This window comes from Kribbella sp. VKM Ac-2569 (assembly GCF_004216905.1).
GTDB lineage: Bacteria > Actinomycetota > Actinomycetes > Propionibacteriales > Kribbellaceae > Kribbella.
In genome coordinates this window covers 610,088-626,580 of record NZ_SGXJ01000001.1, presented here as the reverse complement: position 1 = coordinate 626,580, position 16,493 = coordinate 610,088, and the positions used below count along the sequence as shown (strand labels likewise).

The following is a 16,493-nucleotide window of genomic DNA, read 5'->3' as shown; positions in this document are numbered from 1 at the left end:
GTTTGCGTTGGGGGATGTAAGGGTGGGCAGTGTGCCCCGGGTTGGATGCGTGGCCGGGGTCTTCGACCTGTTCCACGTAGGGCACGTCGACGTGCTCGAGCGGGCGCGGCGGCACTGCGACCGGCTCGTCGTGGCGGTGCTGTCCGACGACTGGGCGCTGGACGCGTGGGGCGGGCGGCCGTTCGTGCCGCTGCTCGAGCGGGCGCAGATCGTCGAGCACCTGCGGTGCGTCGACGAGGTGGTTGCCGTGGACGACGTACGGTCCGAGTGGCTGACCGGCGTACTGGGGGTTCAGACCGTATTCGCTGCCGGCGCCACGGACGGCGTACTGGGGGTGGACGAGCTCGATGGGATTCCGGCGGGGCTGATCACCGTCCTGCCCGCCGGGCGCGGCTCCCGCAGCCCGATCCTGCGCGCCGCGATCGACCAGCGGCAGTCCCGCAGTTCGAACGTCGCATGAGTGGGCTGCGGCAGACTGTCGCGCAGCTGTCCCGGGCGCAGAAGCCGTCGGCCGGTACGCCGGCGTACTCGCGGTTCGTGAACCGGCGGATCGGGCGGATGTTCGCAGCCGCCGCGTTCCTCGGAAAGCGGACACCGAACCAGGTGAGCCTCGCCTCCGGGTTCTGCTCGCTGGTCGGGATCGTGCTGCTGGCCTGCGTGCGCCCGTCACTCGGCCTCGCGCTGGTGGTGACGTTGTTGCTCGTGCTCGGATACGGGCTGGACTCCGCGGACGGGCAGCTGGCCCGGCTCCGGGGCGGCGGATCGCCGTTGGGGGAGTGGCTCGACCACATGATCGACGCGGTCAAGATCGTGCTGCTGCACAGCGCCGTACTGATCTCGTTCTACCGTTTCGATGCCTTTGACAACGATCTGGTGCTGCTGGTCCCGCTCGCGTACGTGTGCGTGTCGTCGGTGCTGTTCTTCGGGCTGATCCTGATCGACCAGCTGCGGCGGCGGCACGGCGCTTCCTCGAAACCCAACGAGCGCGGCGATTCCGTGGTCAAGTCGTTGCTCATCGCACCGACCGACTACGGCGTACTGTGCCTGGTCTTCCTCGCCTTCGGTACGCCGTCGTTGTTCGTCGTGCTGTACGGCGCTCTGCTCGCGCTGAACCTGCTGTTCCTCGCGGCCGCGGTCGGGAAGTGGTACCGGGAGATGGCCGTGCTGGGGGTGCGCGCCTGATGGCGATCATCGGGTACGCGCCCGGGGTGTACGACATGTTCCACATCGGGCACCTGAACATCCTGCGCCGCGCCCGCGAGTACTGCGACCACCTGATCGCGGGCGTCGTCGAGGACGATGTGGTGACCCGGATCAAGGGCCGCCCGCCGGTCGTGCCGCACGAGGAACGGATGGATGTCATCCGAGCGCTCGACCTCGTCGACGAGGTGGTCAGCGACTGGTCCAGCGACAAGTTCGAGATGTGGCAGCAGTTGCGGTACGACGTTCTCTTCAAGGGCGATGACTGGAAGGGAACGGAAAAGGGGACCAGACTGGAAAGGCTGCTGGGTGAGGTGGGCGCACAGGTGCACTATTTCCCGTACACCGCTTCGACCTCGAGCACCGATCTGCGCAGGCTCCTGGAGGGGATGAGCTGATGTACGGCCGGCCGAAGGTACTGCTCAGCGCGTACGCCTGCCGGCCGACAGGCGGGTCCGAGCCGGGCGCCGGGTGGGCGTGGGCGAAGGCGGCGGCGCGGGACCACGACGTGTGGCTGCTGACCCGGGGCAAGTTCGTGCACGAGATCGAGGAGGAGCTCGCGGCGCGGCCGGTGCCCGGTCTGACTGTCGTACCGCTCGAGATGCCTAAGTGGATTCTCCGGCTGCGGCGACGGCCATCGGACGTGTACTGGTACTACCCGCTGTGGCAAGGGCTGGCGCGGCGTACGGCGCGGCGTCTGCATGAGGAGCAGTCGTTCGACGTGATCCACCATCTGACCTTCGCGGTCGACTGGATGGGCGCCGGCGTGGTCGAGCCGTCATCGGCGAAGGTGATCTGGGGACCCGTCGGCGGGTCGACGACTGCGCCGCTGTCGATGGCGCACTGGCTCGGTGCGCGCGGTGTGGTGGGGGAGCTGGTACGACGTGCGTACACCGGGCTCCGGCGCCGCGCGACCGGGCGGCGGATGGCGCAGACCGCCGACCTGATGGTTGCTCAGAACAACGATGTCGCTGAGGCGTTCGCGCCGTACGCTCGGGAGATCGTGGTGCAGCCGAACGTGGCGATCCGGCGTTTCACCGCGTCCGGTCCTTATGAACCCTTCGGTGCTGGCGGTGTGAAGACGGCGCTGTTCGTCGGACGGTTGATCCCGTGGAAGGGCGTCCTGATTGCGATCAGCGCGCTGGCCCGTCCTGAGGCGGCCAACTGGGAGCTGCGCATCATCGGCGACGGGCCCGACTGGGGACGCGCCGAAAGCCTGGCTTGGCAGCTCGGCGTCCGCGACCGCGTCGAGTTCATGGGCGCCCTGCCGCGCGAGGAGGTCCTGGCCGCCATGTTCCGCGCCGACGCGCTCCTCGCCCCCGCGTTCCGCGAAGCCGCTGGCTGGGCCGTCACCGAAGCCCTCGCCTCCGGCTGCCCCGTGGTCTGCGTGGACCGCGGCGGCCCCGCCGTCATCGTCGGCCCCGACGAAGGCGTCACCGTCCCGTGGCAAGGCGACGTAGTAGGCGAACTCGCAAAGGGCCTCGCCTCGTTACACGGCCGAATCACCCCAGTAGACCGCTGGGGCCCCGACCGCCTCCCCAACCTCCTAGCCGACTGGTACACCCCCGCCCGCGTCTCCCGCTAACCCCCTCCGCGGTACCGCACCACACTCCAGCCCACGCCCGCCCCGCACGCCCGTCCCGTGCCAACACGAGGGGATAACCTGCCGCGTGCTGGGTTCTCTACTCGTATATGAGCAGAGAACCCCACAGACGCGGGGATATCCGCTCGAACGGATATCCACAGGGTGGCGGATCGTGGACCGCTGGAGGCGGTGGCCGGGGGATGCTTGGTGGGTGAATGTACGGCTCCAAGCGATCGCGGAGAAGCAGGGCGGCGTCTTCAGCCGCAGCCAGGCGCTGACGTCCGGCTGCTCCGCTGACCAGATCTTCCGCCACCTGAAGGACGGCCGGTGGGTGCGGATCCGGCGCGGCCAGTACGCCGAGACTGTCGACCTCTCGGCGCTCCCGACCTGGGAACGTGTCCGGTGGAAACATCGCCAGGAGATCCACGCTGCGATGAACTCATTGCGGTCGGGCTCTGTTGCCGTCAGCCATCAGTCGTCACTCGTGCTCCACGACCTGCCTGTGTGGGGCCTGGGCCTGGACCGTGTGCATGTCAGCCGGCTGGACGGGCTGGCCGGTGGCGTCGTCGCCGGTGTTCAGCACCACGTCGCCAAGCCGGCCCAGGATGACCTGACGGTGGTCGCAGGGCGATTGGCGACCAGCGCGTCGCGCGCGGCGGTCGAGTCCGCGTGTACGGCGTCGTTCGAGCAGGCTGTCGTGAACATCGACGCTGCTCTCCGAGCGGACAACCTGGGTGAGGACGGGGTACGGCGTCTGCTGGAACTGATCGAGTTCTGGCCCGGAAGCACCACAGCACGGGCGGCGCTGCGCTTCGGCACCAAACTCTCCGAGTCCGTCGGCGAGTCGCGTCTGCGGGTCTTCCTGCGCGAACACGGGTTCCCCGAGCCGGTCCTGCAGGTCGAGTTCTACGACAGCCACGGGCTCATCGGGCGGGTGGACTTCTACTTCCCGGCGTACAACCTGGTGGTGGAGTTCGACGGGCTGCTCAAGTACGGCGGGGGATCTCCGGAGGTGCTGATCCAGGAGAAACGTCGCGAGGATCGGCTGCGAGCGCGGGGACTCGCAGTGGTCCGGACCGACTGGGCGGACCTCGATCGTCCCTTGGTGCTCGCAACGACCCTTCGACAAGCGTTCGCCCAGGCCGGCAAAGCTGCCTGACGCCGCCGGTCCTTCGTTCGAGGGGATATCCGCGCAAGTGCAGGGTTCTCCCCTCTTGTACGAGTAGAGAACCCTGCGTACGGACGGATATCCCCTCGAACGCGGGGAGGCGTGGGGGTTCAGTCGCGGGCGGTTTTGCCCGGGAGGGCGAGCATGCGGTCGAGGGCTACCTTGGCGTAGTGCTGGGTGTCGGCGTCGACCTTGATGGGGTTGACGACGTGGCCGGCTTCCAGGTTCTCCAGGGCCCAGACGAAGTGCGGGAGGTCGATGCGGTTCATGGTGGCGCAGTAGCAGACCGTCTTGTCGAGGAAGACGATGTTCTTGTCGGTGTGCTGCTTCGCGAGGCGCTGGACCAGGTTGAGTTCGGTGCCGACGGCCCACGACGTACCGGGTTCAGCGGCTTCCAGGGCGCTGATGATGTACTCCGTGGAGCCCACCTGATCCGCCTTCGTGACCACCTCGTGGCGGCACTCGGGGTGCACGATCACGTTCACGCCGGGGACCCGCGAGCGGACGTCGTCGACGGACTCGGGGGTGAAGCGGCCGTGCACCGAGCAGTGCCCGCGCCACAGGATCATCTTCGCGGCCGCGAGCTGCTCGCGGGTCAGGCCGCCGCCCGGCTTGTGCGGGTCGTACACGACGCAGTCGTCGAGCGACAGACCCAGCTGCAGTACGGCGGTGTTGCGGCCGAGGTGCTGATCCGGGAGGAAGAGCACCTTCTCGCCCTGCTCGAACGCCCAGTTCAGCGCGGTCTCCGCGTTGCTCGACGTACACACGACGCCGCCGTTGCGGCCGCAGAACGCCTTGATGTCGGCGCTGGAGTTCATGTAGGTGACCGGAACCGTCACGTCCGCGACACCGGCGTCGGCGAGCGCGTCCCAGGCGGCCTCGACCTGCTGGATGCGCGCCATGTCCGCCATCGAGCAACCGGCCGCGAGGTCCGGCAGGATCACCGTCTGCTCGTCGTTGGTGAGGATGTCCGCGGACTCGGCCATGAAGTGCACGCCGCAGAACACGATGTACGGCGCGTCCGGGCGAGCCGCGGCGTCGCGGGCGAGCTTGAACGAGTCACCGGTGACGTCCGCGAACTGGATCACCTCGTCGCGCTGGTAGTGGTGCCCGAGCACGAACACCTGGTCACCGAGCGCCGCCTTCGCCTTCAGTGCCCGCTCGACCAGATCCGGGTCGGACGCCGGCGGGAGCGCGCCCGGGCACTCGACACCGCGCTCGGAGTGCGGGTCGGTGTTCTGCCCGAGAAACAGCAACGGAAGGGACTTCGAGCCGTCTGCGATCGTCGTCACGTCAGATATCGTCGCACGCCGATCGCGGTACGCCGCGTGGCAGACGTCACTGCTCAGAGTGTGAAATCAGTACGCTGCGGTTGTGAAGATCGCAGGACTGGTCCTCGCCGCGGGCGCTGGGCGTCGGATGGGTACGCCGAAAGCACTCATCCGGGACGCCGACGGGGTGCCGTGGGTGGTCCGTACGTCCCGTCTACTCACCGAGGCCGGGTGCTCACCGGTCGTGGTGGTCGTCGGAGCGTCCGCGGATCAGGTGCGCGCGGAGCTGTCCGACGAGCCGGGCGAGGTTGTTGAGGCAACCGACTGGGATGAGGGGATGGGGGCGTCCCTCCGCGCCGGCCTTAGCTCAACTGACACGTTGTCGGAGGCGGTGGTCGTGGTGACGGTGGACGTGCCGGGGTTGACGGCGGCCGCCGTACGCCGGGTTGCGGATCGCGGTGGTGAGGACGCACTGGTGCGGGCGACGTACCGGGGTGTGCCGGGGCATCCGGTGGTGATCGGGCGGGCGCACTGGGACGGGGTGATCGCGTCTGCTCGAGGTGACGAGGGGGCCCGGGGGTACATGCGGGAACACCAGGTGGTGTTGGTGGAGTGCGCGGATCTGGGTGACGGCGCGGACGTCGACACGGTAGGGGAGTTGCCGCCGGGCCATGGGTGAGGGTTGGCAAGGGTCGGAAGTGGGTGAATGCTGAAGGAGTGAGTGCCGTCGGCTCGGCGGCTGAGCTTGCCGAGTGTCTGCGGGCGACCGGGTATCTAGCCGGAGAGGGCTTGGCCACGGTCGGGTATCTCGCGCTCGCGCTCCATCGCCCGTTGCTGCTCGAAGGCGAGCCAGGCACCGGCAAGACCTCGCTCGCGGGCGCCATCGCCGAGGCGCTCGACCTGGACCTGATCCGGCTGCAGTGTTACGAGGGCATCGACGCTTCGCAGGCGCTCTACGACTGGGACTTCCCGCGCCAGATCCTGCATCTGCGCACCGTTGAGGCGACCAGCTCCGACGCGGCGGTCGAAGAGGTCGAGAAGAGCCTGTTCGACGAACGGTTCCTGCTGTCCCGCCCGGTACTGCGGGCCCTCCGCGAAAGTCCCGCCGTACTGCTCGTCGACGAGATCGACCGGGCCGACGACGAGTTCGAGGCGTTCCTGCTCGAGGTGCTGTCGACGTACGAGGTGACGATTCCGGAGCTCGGCACGATCACGGCTGAGGTGCCGCCGATCGTCGTGCTGACCTCGAACCGGACCCGCGAGGTGCATGACGCGCTCAAACGGCGATGCCTGTACCACTGGATCGACCATCCGGGTCTGGCTCGTGAGATCGAGATCGTCCGGACGCGGCTGCCTGGGGTGTCCGCACTGCTTGCCGAGCAGGTCGCCCGGTCGGTGCAGCGGATGCGTGATCTCGACCTGCTCAAGCCGCCCGGTGTCGCGGAGACCCTCGACTGGGCCCGCGCCCTCGACGCGCTCGGCGCCGACGTACTCGATGTCGAAACGGCGGCCGCGACCCTCGGCGCGGTCCTCAAGTACCGCGAGGACACCGACCGCGTCCGCGAATCCCTCGACCGCCTGCTGGCGAGCTGAGAACCGATGACAGCTCCGGATCTTGCGCTTGCTGGGTTCGCTTCTGCGCTTCGGCACGCCGGACTTGCGGTGACTGCCGATCGGGTGCAGCTCTTTCTGCAAGCCGTTGCTTCGCTCGACGCCACCCTGACCGCGGACGTGTACTGGGCCGGCCGCGCCGCACTGTGCAGCGGCCCCGACGACACCGCGAGGTACGACGAGGTGTTCGCCGCCTGGTTCACCGGCGACCGATCGCGCGGCGTCGTCCCGAGCCGCACCCCACAATCCTCCGTCCAGGCCAACCTCGGCGAAGGCACCGACGAAACCGGGGGCGACCACACTCTCAACGTCTCCGCCAGTACGACGGAAGTCCTCAGGCACCGCGACGTCGCCGAACTGTCCGCCGCCGACCGCGCCGAACTCGCCCGCCTCTTCGGCACCCTCCGCCCGCAGACCCCGATCCGCCGCGCGAACCGTCGCCGCCCGTCCCATCGCGGTGAGATCGACCCGCGCCGCACGTTGCGCGCCCAACTGCGCCAGGTCGGCGAACCGGGCCGCGTCCGCTACCGCCGTCGGGGCGTCCGACCGCGGCGCGTCGTCGTACTGATCGACGTCTCCGGCTCGATGCGCCCGTACGCCGACAGCCTGCTGCGGCTCGCTCACGTGATGGTCCAGCAGGCGCCGCGCTCGGTCGAGGCCTTCACCATGGGCACGCGGCTCACTCGCGTCACCCCGGCTCTGCGGCACCGCGATCCCGAGTTCGCGCTGCGGTTGGCGGGTGACGTCGTACCGGACTGGTCGGGTGGGACGCGGCTGGGGGAGGTGCTGAAGGTGTTCCTCGATCGCTGGGGTCAGCGCGGTACGGCGCGGCGGGCCGTCGTCGTCGTGTGCAGTGACGGGTGGGAGCGCGGTGACGCGTCTCTGCTCGGTGCGCAGTTGCAGCGGCTGGCGGGGTTGGCGCATCGGGTGGTGTGGCTGAATCCGCATCGCGGCAAGCGGGGGTACGAGCCGGTGCAGGCCGGGATCGTCGCCGTACTGCCGCACCTGGACGACCTCGTTGCCGGGCACAGCCTGGCCAGCTTCGCCGAACTCCTGGAGGTGGTGGCGGATGCGTGACGTACTAGACCGGTTGCTGGCGTGGTGGCAGGCCGGCGAATCGGTTGCCGTCGGCACCGTTGTCGCGACGTTCGACTCGGCGCCCCGGCCGCCGGGCGCGGTGATGCTTGTCGGTCCTGAGCTGGAGGTGGTCGGCAGCGTGTCGGGCGGCTGCGTCGAGGGCGCGGTCTACCAGCTCGGCGAGGAGATCCTCGAGTCGGGCGAGCCCGTGCTGCAGCGGTACGGCGTGAGCGACGAGTCGGCGTTCGCGGTCGGACTCACCTGCGGCGGAATCATCGACGTGTTCGTCGAGAAGGTCGACCGTACGTCGTTCCCGGAACTGGCGGAGGTGGCAGCGGATATCGCCGAGGGCCGCCCGGTCGCGGTCGCGACCGTCGTGGCACACCCGGACCCGTCGCGCCTCGGCCGCCGTCTCGTGGTCCGCCCGGCGTCGGCGGAGTCGGCGGGGACCGAGGTGCTGGCGAGCGGGGGACTGGGATCGGATCGTGCCGACGACGCGGTGGTCGACGATGCGCGCGGATTGTTGGCAAACGGACGATCGGAGACTTTGGAGTACGGGCCGGACGGGCAGCGGCGGGGTGAGGGGATGCGGGTTTTCGTGTCGTCGTACGCGCCGGTGCCGCGGATGCTGGTGTTCGGGGCGATCGACTTCGCGGCGGCGGTCGCGCGGCTCGGGTCGTTCCTCGGCTACCGCGTGACCGTCTGCGATGCACGGGCGGTGTTCGCGACCGCGTCGCGGTTCCCGTCCGCCGACGACGTGGTTGTGGACTGGCCGCACCGGTACCTGTCGGGCGAGGCGGCGGCCGGCCGGATCGACGACCGGACGGTGATCTGCGTACTGACGCATGACCCGAAGTTCGACGTACCGCTGTTGGAGGTCGCGTTGCGACTGCCGCAGGTCGCCTACATCGGCGCCATGGGATCGCGGCGTACGCACGACGACCGGCTGAAGCGGTTGCGGGAAGCCGGACTGACCGACGAAGAGGTGGCGCGACTCGCGAGCCCGATCGGTCTGGACCTCGGCGCGCGGACGCCGGAGGAGACCGCGGTGAGCATCGCCGCCGAGATCATCGCCCAGCGCTGGGGTGGCGCCGGGCAACGACTCTCCGCCGCAGAAGGGCCGATCCACCACTGATCGACCCTTGTGGGCTGCATCACAACAGGAGCAGGATCAAAAGTACGGCGATTGCTGACATCTGGAGGCGGGGCGATGACCCGGATCACGGTCAAGGTCGACGGAAGCAGCTTCACGGACGAGGTGGAGCCGCGCACGCTGCTCGTGCTGTATCTGCGCGAGCAACTGGGGAAGACGGGCACTGTGGTCGGCTGCGACACCGGCAACTGCGGCGCCTGCACGGTTCACCTGGACGGGCGGAGTGTGAAGTCCTGCTCGTTACTCGCGGTCCAGGCCGACGGTCATGAGATCACCACCATCGAAGGGCTCGCGACGAACGGCGAGCTGCACCCGATGCAGCAGGCCTTCCACGAGAACCACGCCCTGCAGTGTGGATACTGCACACCAGGCATGATCATGCAATCCATCGATCTGATTGCAGACAATCCGAATCCGAGTGACGACGACATCCGGCTCGGGCTCGAGGGCAACCTCTGCCGCTGCACCGGCTACCAGAACATCGTCAAGGCCGTCCAAGCGGCAGCGGCCGCAGCACCGCAGCACAGCGCGGCCGGAGGTGCGCAATGACCGCCACCGAGGAACGCCCGGCGACCGAGATCGGCGCCTCGCGCCGGCGCAAGGAGGACGCCCGGCTGATCACCGGCCGGACCCGCTGGACCGATAACATCGTGCTGCCCGGCCTGCAGCACCTCGCGATGGTGCGCAGCCCGTTCGCACACGCCCGGATCACGTCGATCGACACCGAGGCGGCCAAGGCGGCGTCCGGGGTCGTTGCCGTGATCACCGGCGCCGACATCGCCGACGAGCAGGGGGCGCTGCCGAACGCGTGGGCCGTCATCCCCGACCAGAAGGCGCCCGTACACCCGTCGATGGCGGTCGACCACGTCGCTTTCGCCGGTGAGATCGTCGCGATGGTCATCGCCCGTACGGCGGCCGAGGCGAACGATGCCGCCGACCTCGTCGACGTCGACTACGACGAGCTCGAACCCGCCCTCGAACTCAAGGCGGCCGCCCGCGACGAGGTGATCGCGCATCCGGATCTTGGGACGAACGTGTCCGCGGTGTGGTCGTACGACTCGGTCGAGTCCGGCACCGGCGGCGACGTCGAGGCGGCGATCGCGGCCGCCCGCGACGGCGGCATCGTGATCGAGGAGGAGTTCCGCCAGCAGCGGCTGATCCCCGCGTTCATGGAGCCGCGGTCGATTGTCGTCGATCCGACAACTGAACAAATGACAGTCTGGTCGTCGACCCAGGTACCGCATTTCGTGAAGATCTTCATCGCGCTCGTGCTCGGCATCCCGGAGAACAAGATCCGGGTGATCGCGCCGGACGTCGGCGGCGGTTTCGGCGGCAAGCTGCAGTTCACCCCGGAGGAAGTACTCACGGTCATCGCGGCCCGGCGTACCGGGAAGCCCTGTAAATACACCGAAACCAGGTCCGAGTCGTTGATGGCCGCGCACCACGGCCGGGACCAGTGGCAGCAGGTCACGCTGGCCGCGAACGCCGACGGCACGGTCACCGGGCTGAAGGTCGAGCTGCTCGCCGACATGGGCGCGTACCTCGGCCTGGTCACGTCGGCGATCCCGCTGCTCGGGGCGTTCATGTACAACGGCATCTACAAGTTCCCGGCGTACCACCTCGGCATCACCAACGTGTTCACGAACAAGACGTGGACCGACGCGTACCGCGGCGCGGGCCGCCCCGAGGCGACGTACGCGATCGAGCGGGTGATGGACGAGCTCGCCGCCCGCGTCGGCGTCGACGCACTCGAGATCCGCGAGCGGAACTGGATCAAGCACGAGGAGTTCCCGTTCTCGACGGTGTCCGGGCTGCGGTACGACTCCGGCAACTACGAGGCCGCGACCGCGAAGGCGCGCGACCTGTTCGGGTACGACGACCTGCGCGCCGAGCAACGCAAGCGGCGCGAGTCCGGCGACCCGGTGCAGCTCGGGATCGGCGTCTCGACGTACACCGAGATGTGCGGCCTGGCCCCGTCGCGGTGGCTCGGCTCGATGGGGTACGTCGGTGGCGGCTGGGAGCACGCCGCCGTTCGGATGCTGCCGACCGGGAAGGTCGAGGTGGTCACCGGGACGAGCCCGCACGGTCAGGGACATGAGACCGCGTGGAGCCAGCTGGTCGCGGACAGGCTCGGCGTGGCGTTCGAGGATGTCGAAGTACTGCACGGTGACACCCAGGTCGCCGTACGCGGACTGGACACCTACGGATCGCGGTCGCTGGCGGTCGGTGGCATGGCGGTGCTGGCCGCCGCGGACAAGGTGATCGAGAAGGCGAAGCCGATCGCGGCGCAACTGCTGGAGGCGAACGCGGACGACCTCGACTTCAGTGGCGGGCGGTACGGCGTGCGCGGGACCGACGCCGGGATGACGATGGCCGAGCTCGCGTTCGCGGTCTTCCAGGGACACAAGCTCGACGGCTCGGCCGAAGGGTGCCTGGACGCCGACGCGACCCTCGACCCGGACGACTTCTCGTTCCCGCACGGCACGCACCTGTGCGCGGTCGAGGTCGACACCGAGACCGGTGCGACGAACATCCGGTCGTACGTCTGCGTCGACGACGTCGGCGTCGTGGTGAACCCGATGATCGTCGAGGGGCAGGTGCACGGCGGTCTCGCGCAGGGCATCGCGCAGGCGCTGTACGAGGAAGCGGTGCACGACGACTCCGGGACGCTGGTCACCGGGTCGTTCGACCAGTACACGTTGCCGGGGGCACCTGATCTGCCGAGCTTCGAGACGGCACGGACCGAGACGCCCGCGACGACGAACCAGCTGGGCGTGAAGGGCGTCGGCGAGGCGGGGACCATCGCGTCCACGCCGGCTGTCGTCAATGCGATTGTCGACGCTCTACGACCGCTCGGCGTCACGGACGTGCCGATGCCGTGTACGCCGTACCGCGTCTGGACCGCCATCCAGAAAAGTGCCAGTCAGGAAGGGAGCCGGTCATGATCCCGGCGGCGTTCGAGTACTTCGCCCCCGCGACGGTCGACGAGGCGCTGGGGCTGCTGCGCGAGCACCCCGACGCGAAGGTGCTGGCGGGCGGGCAGAGCCTGATGCCGGCGCTGCGGTTGCGGCTGGCGGCACCTGAGGTGATTGTCGACATTGGGAAGATCGACGATCTGCAAGGTGTGCGGGACGACGGCGACGCGCTGGTGATCGGCGCCATGACCCCGCACAGCACGGTGGAGTCGGATCCGCTGGTGGCCGAGCACGCGCGGCTGATCGCGTTGGCCACGGCAACGGTCGGCGATCCGCAGATCCGGCATCGCGGCACGTTCGGCGGATCGCTCGCGCATGCGGATCCGGCAGCGGATCTGCCCGCGGTCGCGGTGGCGCTGGACGCGTCGTTCGTGATCGCGGGGCCGGACGGCCGACGTACCGTGCCTGCCTCGGAGTTCTTCCAGGGCGTGTTCAGTACGGCGATCGGCGACGACGAGTTGCTCGTCGAGGTGCGAGTGCCGAAGTACACCGGGTGGGGCGCGCACTACGAGAAGTTCAACTGGGTCGCGCAGGGCTGGTCGATCGTGTCGGTCGCGGCGGCGGTGCGGTTGGACGGCGACTCGATCGCGGAGGCGCGGGTCGGGCTCGGCAACATGGGTTCGACGCCGGTACGGGCGACTGCGGTCGAGGCGGCTCTCGTCGGGCAGCCCGCGACCGCGGACGCCGTACGGGAGGCCGCGGCGCGAGCGGCGGACGGGACGTCTCCGGTGAGCGACCTCAACGGTGACGCCGACTACCGCCGGCACCTCGCCACGGTGCTCACCCGGCGAGCGGTCCTGGCTGCGGCGGGTACCGCGTGAAGCTCGAGCACAAGTTCGTCGTACCGGCGCCTGTGGAGCAGACCTGGGCGGCGTTCAACGACCTCGAACGGGTGGTGCCGTGTTTCCCCGGCGCCACCCTGGCGTCGTACGAAGGTGATGACTTCACCGGCTCGTGCAAGGTGAAGCTAGGGCCGGTGTCGCTGCAGTACTCCGGCAACGGCACCTTCGTCGAGCGCGACGAGGCCGGTCACCAGGCGGTCATCGAGGCCAAGGGCAAGGACCGCAGAGGAAACGGTACGGCGAGCGCCCGCGTCACCGCCCGGCTGGCGGGCGCCGCGGACGGGTCTACCGAGGTCACCGTCGACACCGACCTGACCATCACCGGCCGCCCCGCCCAGTTCGGCCGCGGCCTGATCCAGGACGTCTCCAACAAACTCCTCGACCAGTTCACCGCTTGCCTCAAAACCAAGCTGGACACCGCAGACACCCCCACACCCCAACCACCCACCTCCGCTAGCACCGCTAGCTCCACCGAAACCCCGTCCGCTAGCACCGCTAGCGGAGGCTCGGTGCACACCTCGCCGCCATCGACTTCTGCTTCGGCGAACTCCGGTGAGGCCGACGAGGTGGTGCTGGATCTCGGGAGCGCTCTGCTGCCGATGCTTGCCCGTCGCGCGGCGCCGTACCTGATCGGCGCGGTGTTAGCGCTCGTCCTCCGTCGCCTGTTCCGCCGCTGACGGATCAAAGTACAACTCGCCTCCGAACACCGCCGGCAGGATCGGCCGATGCCCCGCGATCACCGTCAGCCCCGCGGCCTCCTCCGCAGTGAACCAACCGGACTCACTCACCTCCGCGGAGCACCCCGCCTCGCCCCTGACGACCTCCGCACGGAACACCACGCCGAGAACCTGCACGCGATTCCCGTCCGGATAGACCACGACCACATCAGGGTTCGAGTACACGCCGACCAGCCCAGTCACGCGCACCACCAGCCCGGTCTCCTCGAGCGTCTCGCGCTCGGCAGCCTCCGCCGGCCGCTCACCCGGATCGATCGCCCCACCTGGCATGCACCACTCGCCGTTGTCGGTCCGCTTCGTCAGCAGCAACCGATCCCCGTCCATCACCGCCGCGGCCGCTCCCGCGCGCAGCCGCGCGCTCGCGCCGATCCGCTCCCCGTACTCGTGCCGCGTGTACCCCGGCACCCGCGGTGCATTGTCAACCATCCAACAATCCTTCCCGGCAAGCCCGATCGGCGAGCCGCGTCGTCTCCGGCAACCGGTACCGCGGCGCCAACCGCAACACGTGATCGACAGCTCTCTCCAAACTCACCCGATGCCCAACAGACACGTACACCGGCTTGACCCCGGCCTGCGTCCGCACCGCCGCCCCCACCACCCCGCCGCCGTCGACGAGCTCAGCCGTCGACCCGCGTTCCTGTGCAAGCTCCCCGTGCGACCCGACGAACGTCGTCTTCGCCGCACCGATCGCCGGGATCCCTGTCAGTACGCCGAGATGGCACGCCAGCCCGAACCGCCGCGGATGCGCGAGCCCCTGCCCGTCACACACAAGCAGCTCCGGCGCCGCCACGAGCTGCTCCAGCGCTGCAAGCAACGCCGGCACCTCGCGGAACGCGAACAACCCCGGCACGTACGGGAACGTCGTCTCACCACGCACCACCGCCCGCTCCACTTCGTCGAGCGTCTCCAGGTCCAGCACGACGACAGCAGCCGCCAGGCGGTCTTCGTCGTACGCGACGTCCAGCCCGGCAACATAACGCGCTGGTCCGTCGGTGTCGGTGGGATCGACCAGCCCGCGGAGTTCTTCCTGGACGGCGATCGCCTCGGCGGGCGTGCTTGGCCAACTCGGGTTCGTCACGGGAAGGTCGGCGCGCCGCTCGGGGGCCATTCGACCAGCTCGATGCGGTAACCGTCGGGGTCGACCAGCCAGGAGGTCTTGGGCCCGTCGGGACCGCCTGGCAGTTCGGGCTCGCCCGGTTGCAGGCCCGCGGCGGTCAGCCGCTCGATGGTTTCGGCGAGCGAGTCGATCTCGATCGCGAAGTGCTCGAAGCCGCCGGTCTCGACCGGGCCGTCGGCGGGGCGGTGGACGAGTTCGAGGGACACGGACTGCTCGTCCGGGAGACGCAGCCAGATCAGGCTGGAGCCGTCGTCGCGCGGGATCGTCGCGAGGGTGAGATATCCGACGGCGGTGTAGAAGGCGAGCGAACGCTCCAGGTCACTCACGCGGACCGCGAAGAGGATTGTCTTCATGCCGAACGATCCAACTGTCCTCCTCCGGGCCCGTCAATCAGCGTGTGTCCTGAGCGCTAAGGACAGGAGGTGTCCGGTGATCGTGGTGGGTTTGCGGGCTGCTCAGGCGGGCGGCGCCGTGCACGTATATGACTACGTCCTGTCGTGCGGCCCGCCCAGCACGGCGGCTGGCTTGGACGGGGCGCCCGGCAGGCAGATGCGGTGAGGGAGGATGTGGGCATGCGGATTCTGATTGCGCCGGACAAGTTCGCGGGGACGTTGACAGCTGTGGAGGCTGCGGCGGCCATCGAGGAAGGGTGGCGGCGCCGGGATCCGGGTGCTGAGGTGCTGGTCGCGCCGATGGCCGACGGCGGTCCGGGGTTCATCGACGTACTGTCCGCGGTGGTCGACGGGAAGCTGCTGTCGGTCACAGTGCGCGGGCCGCTCGGTGAGGAGACTCCCGCGACGGTGCTGCTGGCGGGGGAGACGGCGTACGTCGAGACCGCGCAGGCGTGCGGGCTGCACTTGGTGGAGCCGAAGCAGCGGCGGCCTGAGGACGCGAGCACGTATGGGGTCGGGCAGCTGATCACCGCAGCCGTGGACGCCGGCGCGAAGCGGATCATCCTCGGACTCGGAGGTTCGGGAACGAACGACGCCGGCGCAGGTCTGCTCGCCGCCCTAGGAGCAACGGCTGGTGTTGGGCGGTTGGATGTTGGGGCCGCGGGGCTGGCTGGGCTCAGCGCCGTGGATTTGGGGCCGGCTCGGGAACGGGTGGCGGGGGTCGAGTTCGTTGCGGCCAGTGATGTGGAGAACCCGATGCTCGGGTTGCGGGGCGCGACGAACGTGTTCGGGTCGCAGAAGGGGATCTCGGACGAGCGCAAGCCTGAGGTCGACGGTTGGCTGACGCACTTCGCCGAGCTGGCCGACCGGAAGACCGCGGACAAGAAGGGTGCGGGTGCCGCGGGCGGGCTCGGGTACGCGCTCCTGCTGCTCGGCGCCGAGCGGGTGTCCGGAATCGACCTGGTTGCGGAGCTGACCGGCCTCAAGCAGAAGGCGTCGCAGGTGGACCTGGTCATCAGCGGTGAAGGCGCGTTCGACTTCCAGTCCCGCGACGGCAAGGTGATCGCGGGCGTTGCGAAGGTCGCGAACGACGCGATGCGGCCCTGCGTCGTACTCGCGGGCAAGGTCCTGATCGGCTCCCGCGAGATGCGCTCGATGGGTGTCGAGTCGGCGTACGCGCTGGTCGACGCGGTCGGCGAGGAGCAGGCGTTCGCGGACCCGCACGGCTCGCTGGCCGCCGTCGCGGAGCGTGTCGCCCGCACCTGGGCCCGCTGAACCGACCCCGAGATCCTGATCACACCAGCCTGATCGCCACCCAGCCTGTGAGCGGGGTAGTTGATCTGCGAAATTGGTGTGCGACCATGG

The 16,493-nt window shown here is 69.2% G+C and carries 18 protein-coding genes; 14 read left to right on the top strand and 4 right to left on the bottom strand.

The features are described from left to right. Window positions 1-31: 31 nt before the first annotated feature. From EV649_RS02870 to EV649_RS02850, 5 genes are all read left to right on the top strand, one after another. On the top strand, window positions 32-460 hold the full coding sequence (locus tag EV649_RS02870) for an adenylyltransferase/cytidyltransferase family protein (RefSeq protein WP_130380197.1): 429 nt from the start codon (window positions 32-34) through the stop codon (window positions 458-460). After that, complete coding sequence (locus EV649_RS02865; protein ID WP_130380195.1) at window positions 457-1,182, top strand: CDP-alcohol phosphatidyltransferase family protein; 726 nt, start codon at window positions 457-459, stop codon at window positions 1,180-1,182. The genes EV649_RS02870 and EV649_RS02865 overlap by 4 nt, the downstream gene beginning before the upstream one ends. Beyond that, entirely contained in the window at window positions 1,182-1,598 is a 417-nt protein-coding gene (locus EV649_RS02860) for an adenylyltransferase/cytidyltransferase family protein (RefSeq protein WP_130380193.1), read from the top strand. The genes EV649_RS02865 and EV649_RS02860 overlap by 1 nt, the downstream gene beginning before the upstream one ends. Next, the gene (locus EV649_RS02855) at window positions 1,598-2,785 is read left to right on the top strand and encodes a glycosyltransferase (RefSeq protein WP_130380191.1); all 1,188 of its coding nucleotides are present in this window, start codon (window positions 1,598-1,600) and stop codon (window positions 2,783-2,785) included. The genes EV649_RS02860 and EV649_RS02855 overlap by 1 nt, the downstream gene beginning before the upstream one ends. A gap of 211 nt (window positions 2,786-2,996) precedes the next feature. Further along, on the top strand, window positions 2,997-3,944 hold the full coding sequence (locus EV649_RS02850; RefSeq protein WP_157996153.1) for a type IV toxin-antitoxin system AbiEi family antitoxin domain-containing protein: 948 nt from the start codon (window positions 2,997-2,999) through the stop codon (window positions 3,942-3,944). Between the two features lie 119 nt (window positions 3,945-4,063). Here the strand turns inward: EV649_RS02850 and nadA are convergent, their stop codons facing one another. Beyond that, a complete protein-coding gene (gene nadA, locus EV649_RS02845; protein ID WP_130380187.1) occupies window positions 4,064-5,245 on the bottom strand; it encodes a quinolinate synthase NadA in 1,182 nt (393 codons plus the stop codon). A gap of 82 nt (window positions 5,246-5,327) precedes the next feature. Between nadA and EV649_RS02840 the strand changes: the two genes are divergently transcribed. From EV649_RS02840 to EV649_RS02805, 8 genes are all read left to right on the top strand, one after another. Beyond that, a complete protein-coding gene (locus EV649_RS02840) occupies window positions 5,328-5,903 on the top strand; it encodes a nucleotidyltransferase family protein (protein WP_130380185.1) in 576 nt (191 codons plus the stop codon). Window positions 5,904-5,941: 38 nt separating this feature from the next. Beyond that, a complete protein-coding gene (locus tag EV649_RS02835) occupies window positions 5,942-6,817 on the top strand; it encodes a MoxR family ATPase (protein ID WP_130380183.1) in 876 nt (291 codons plus the stop codon). Window positions 6,818-6,886: 69 nt separating this feature from the next. Continuing rightward, window positions 6,887-7,912: a VWA domain-containing protein gene (locus EV649_RS02830; protein ID WP_241997679.1), complete on the top strand. Its 1,026-nt coding sequence runs from the start codon at window positions 6,887-6,889 to the stop codon at window positions 7,910-7,912. Next, complete coding sequence (locus EV649_RS02825) at window positions 7,905-9,047, top strand: XdhC/CoxI family protein (protein WP_130380179.1); 1,143 nt, start codon at window positions 7,905-7,907, stop codon at window positions 9,045-9,047. Before EV649_RS02830 ends, EV649_RS02825 begins: the two co-directional genes overlap by 8 nt. 75 nt (window positions 9,048-9,122) lie before the next feature. Continuing rightward, window positions 9,123-9,614: a (2Fe-2S)-binding protein gene (locus EV649_RS02820; protein ID WP_130380177.1), complete on the top strand. Its 492-nt coding sequence runs from the start codon at window positions 9,123-9,125 to the stop codon at window positions 9,612-9,614. Then, the gene (locus tag EV649_RS02815) at window positions 9,611-12,010 is read left to right on the top strand and encodes a xanthine dehydrogenase family protein molybdopterin-binding subunit (RefSeq protein WP_130380175.1); all 2,400 of its coding nucleotides are present in this window, start codon (window positions 9,611-9,613) and stop codon (window positions 12,008-12,010) included. The genes EV649_RS02820 and EV649_RS02815 overlap by 4 nt, the downstream gene beginning before the upstream one ends. Further along, window positions 12,007-12,861 (top strand): xanthine dehydrogenase family protein subunit M, encoded by an 855-nt coding sequence (locus EV649_RS02810; protein ID WP_130380173.1) that lies wholly within the window; start codon window positions 12,007-12,009, stop codon window positions 12,859-12,861. Before EV649_RS02815 ends, EV649_RS02810 begins: the two co-directional genes overlap by 4 nt. Further along, a complete protein-coding gene (locus tag EV649_RS02805; RefSeq protein WP_130380171.1) occupies window positions 12,858-13,559 on the top strand; it encodes an SRPBCC family protein in 702 nt (233 codons plus the stop codon). Before EV649_RS02810 ends, EV649_RS02805 begins: the two co-directional genes overlap by 4 nt. Here the strand turns inward: EV649_RS02805 and EV649_RS02800 are convergent. The 3 genes from EV649_RS02800 to EV649_RS02790 are packed head-to-tail and all read right to left on the bottom strand — an operon-like array spanning window position 13,524 to window position 15,089. Next, entirely contained in the window at window positions 13,524-14,045 is a 522-nt protein-coding gene (locus tag EV649_RS02800) for an NUDIX domain-containing protein (RefSeq protein ID WP_130380169.1), read from the bottom strand. The two genes, EV649_RS02805 and EV649_RS02800, sit on opposite strands and share 36 nt — an antisense overlap. After that, a complete protein-coding gene (gene nfi, locus EV649_RS02795) occupies window positions 14,038-14,727 on the bottom strand; it encodes a deoxyribonuclease V (protein WP_130380167.1) in 690 nt (229 codons plus the stop codon). Before nfi ends, EV649_RS02800 begins: the two co-directional genes overlap by 8 nt. Next, window positions 14,694-15,089 carry a VOC family protein gene (locus EV649_RS02790; protein WP_130380165.1) on the bottom strand — a complete coding sequence of 132 codons (396 nt, stop codon included), beginning with the start codon at window positions 15,087-15,089 and terminating at the stop codon, window positions 14,694-14,696. The genes nfi and EV649_RS02790 overlap by 34 nt, the downstream gene beginning before the upstream one ends. Before the next feature lie 219 nt (window positions 15,090-15,308). On the opposite strand from EV649_RS02790, the gene EV649_RS02785 reads away from it, so the two are divergent. Beyond that, on the top strand, window positions 15,309-16,403 hold the full coding sequence (locus tag EV649_RS02785) for a glycerate kinase (protein WP_130380163.1): 1,095 nt from the start codon (window positions 15,309-15,311) through the stop codon (window positions 16,401-16,403). The last annotated feature ends 90 nt before the right edge of the window (window positions 16,404-16,493 follow it).

Coding starts and splice junctions, on each gene's coding strand:
- EV649_RS02865 (WP_130380195.1), top strand. CDS start 457: ATGAGTGGGCTGCGGCAGACTGTCGCGCAGCTGTCCCGGGCGCAGAAG.
- EV649_RS02800 (WP_130380169.1), bottom strand. CDS start 14,045: ATGGTTGACAATGCACCGCGGGTGCCGGGGTACACGCGGCACGAGTAC.
- EV649_RS02815 (WP_130380175.1), top strand. CDS start 9,611: ATGACCGCCACCGAGGAACGCCCGGCGACCGAGATCGGCGCCTCGCGC.
- nfi (WP_130380167.1), bottom strand. CDS start 14,727: ATGGCCCCCGAGCGGCGCGCCGACCTTCCCGTGACGAACCCGAGTTGG.
- EV649_RS02825 (WP_130380179.1), top strand. CDS start 7,905: ATGCGTGACGTACTAGACCGGTTGCTGGCGTGGTGGCAGGCCGGCGAA.
- EV649_RS02860 (WP_130380193.1), top strand. CDS start 1,182: ATGGCGATCATCGGGTACGCGCCCGGGGTGTACGACATGTTCCACATC.
- EV649_RS02785 (WP_130380163.1), top strand. CDS start 15,309: ATGCGGATTCTGATTGCGCCGGACAAGTTCGCGGGGACGTTGACAGCT.
- EV649_RS02820 (WP_130380177.1), top strand. CDS start 9,123: ATGACCCGGATCACGGTCAAGGTCGACGGAAGCAGCTTCACGGACGAG.
- EV649_RS02855 (WP_130380191.1), top strand. CDS start 1,598: ATGTACGGCCGGCCGAAGGTACTGCTCAGCGCGTACGCCTGCCGGCCG.
- EV649_RS02810 (WP_130380173.1), top strand. CDS start 12,007: ATGATCCCGGCGGCGTTCGAGTACTTCGCCCCCGCGACGGTCGACGAG.
- EV649_RS02790 (WP_130380165.1), bottom strand. CDS start 15,089: ATGAAGACAATCCTCTTCGCGGTCCGCGTGAGTGACCTGGAGCGTTCG.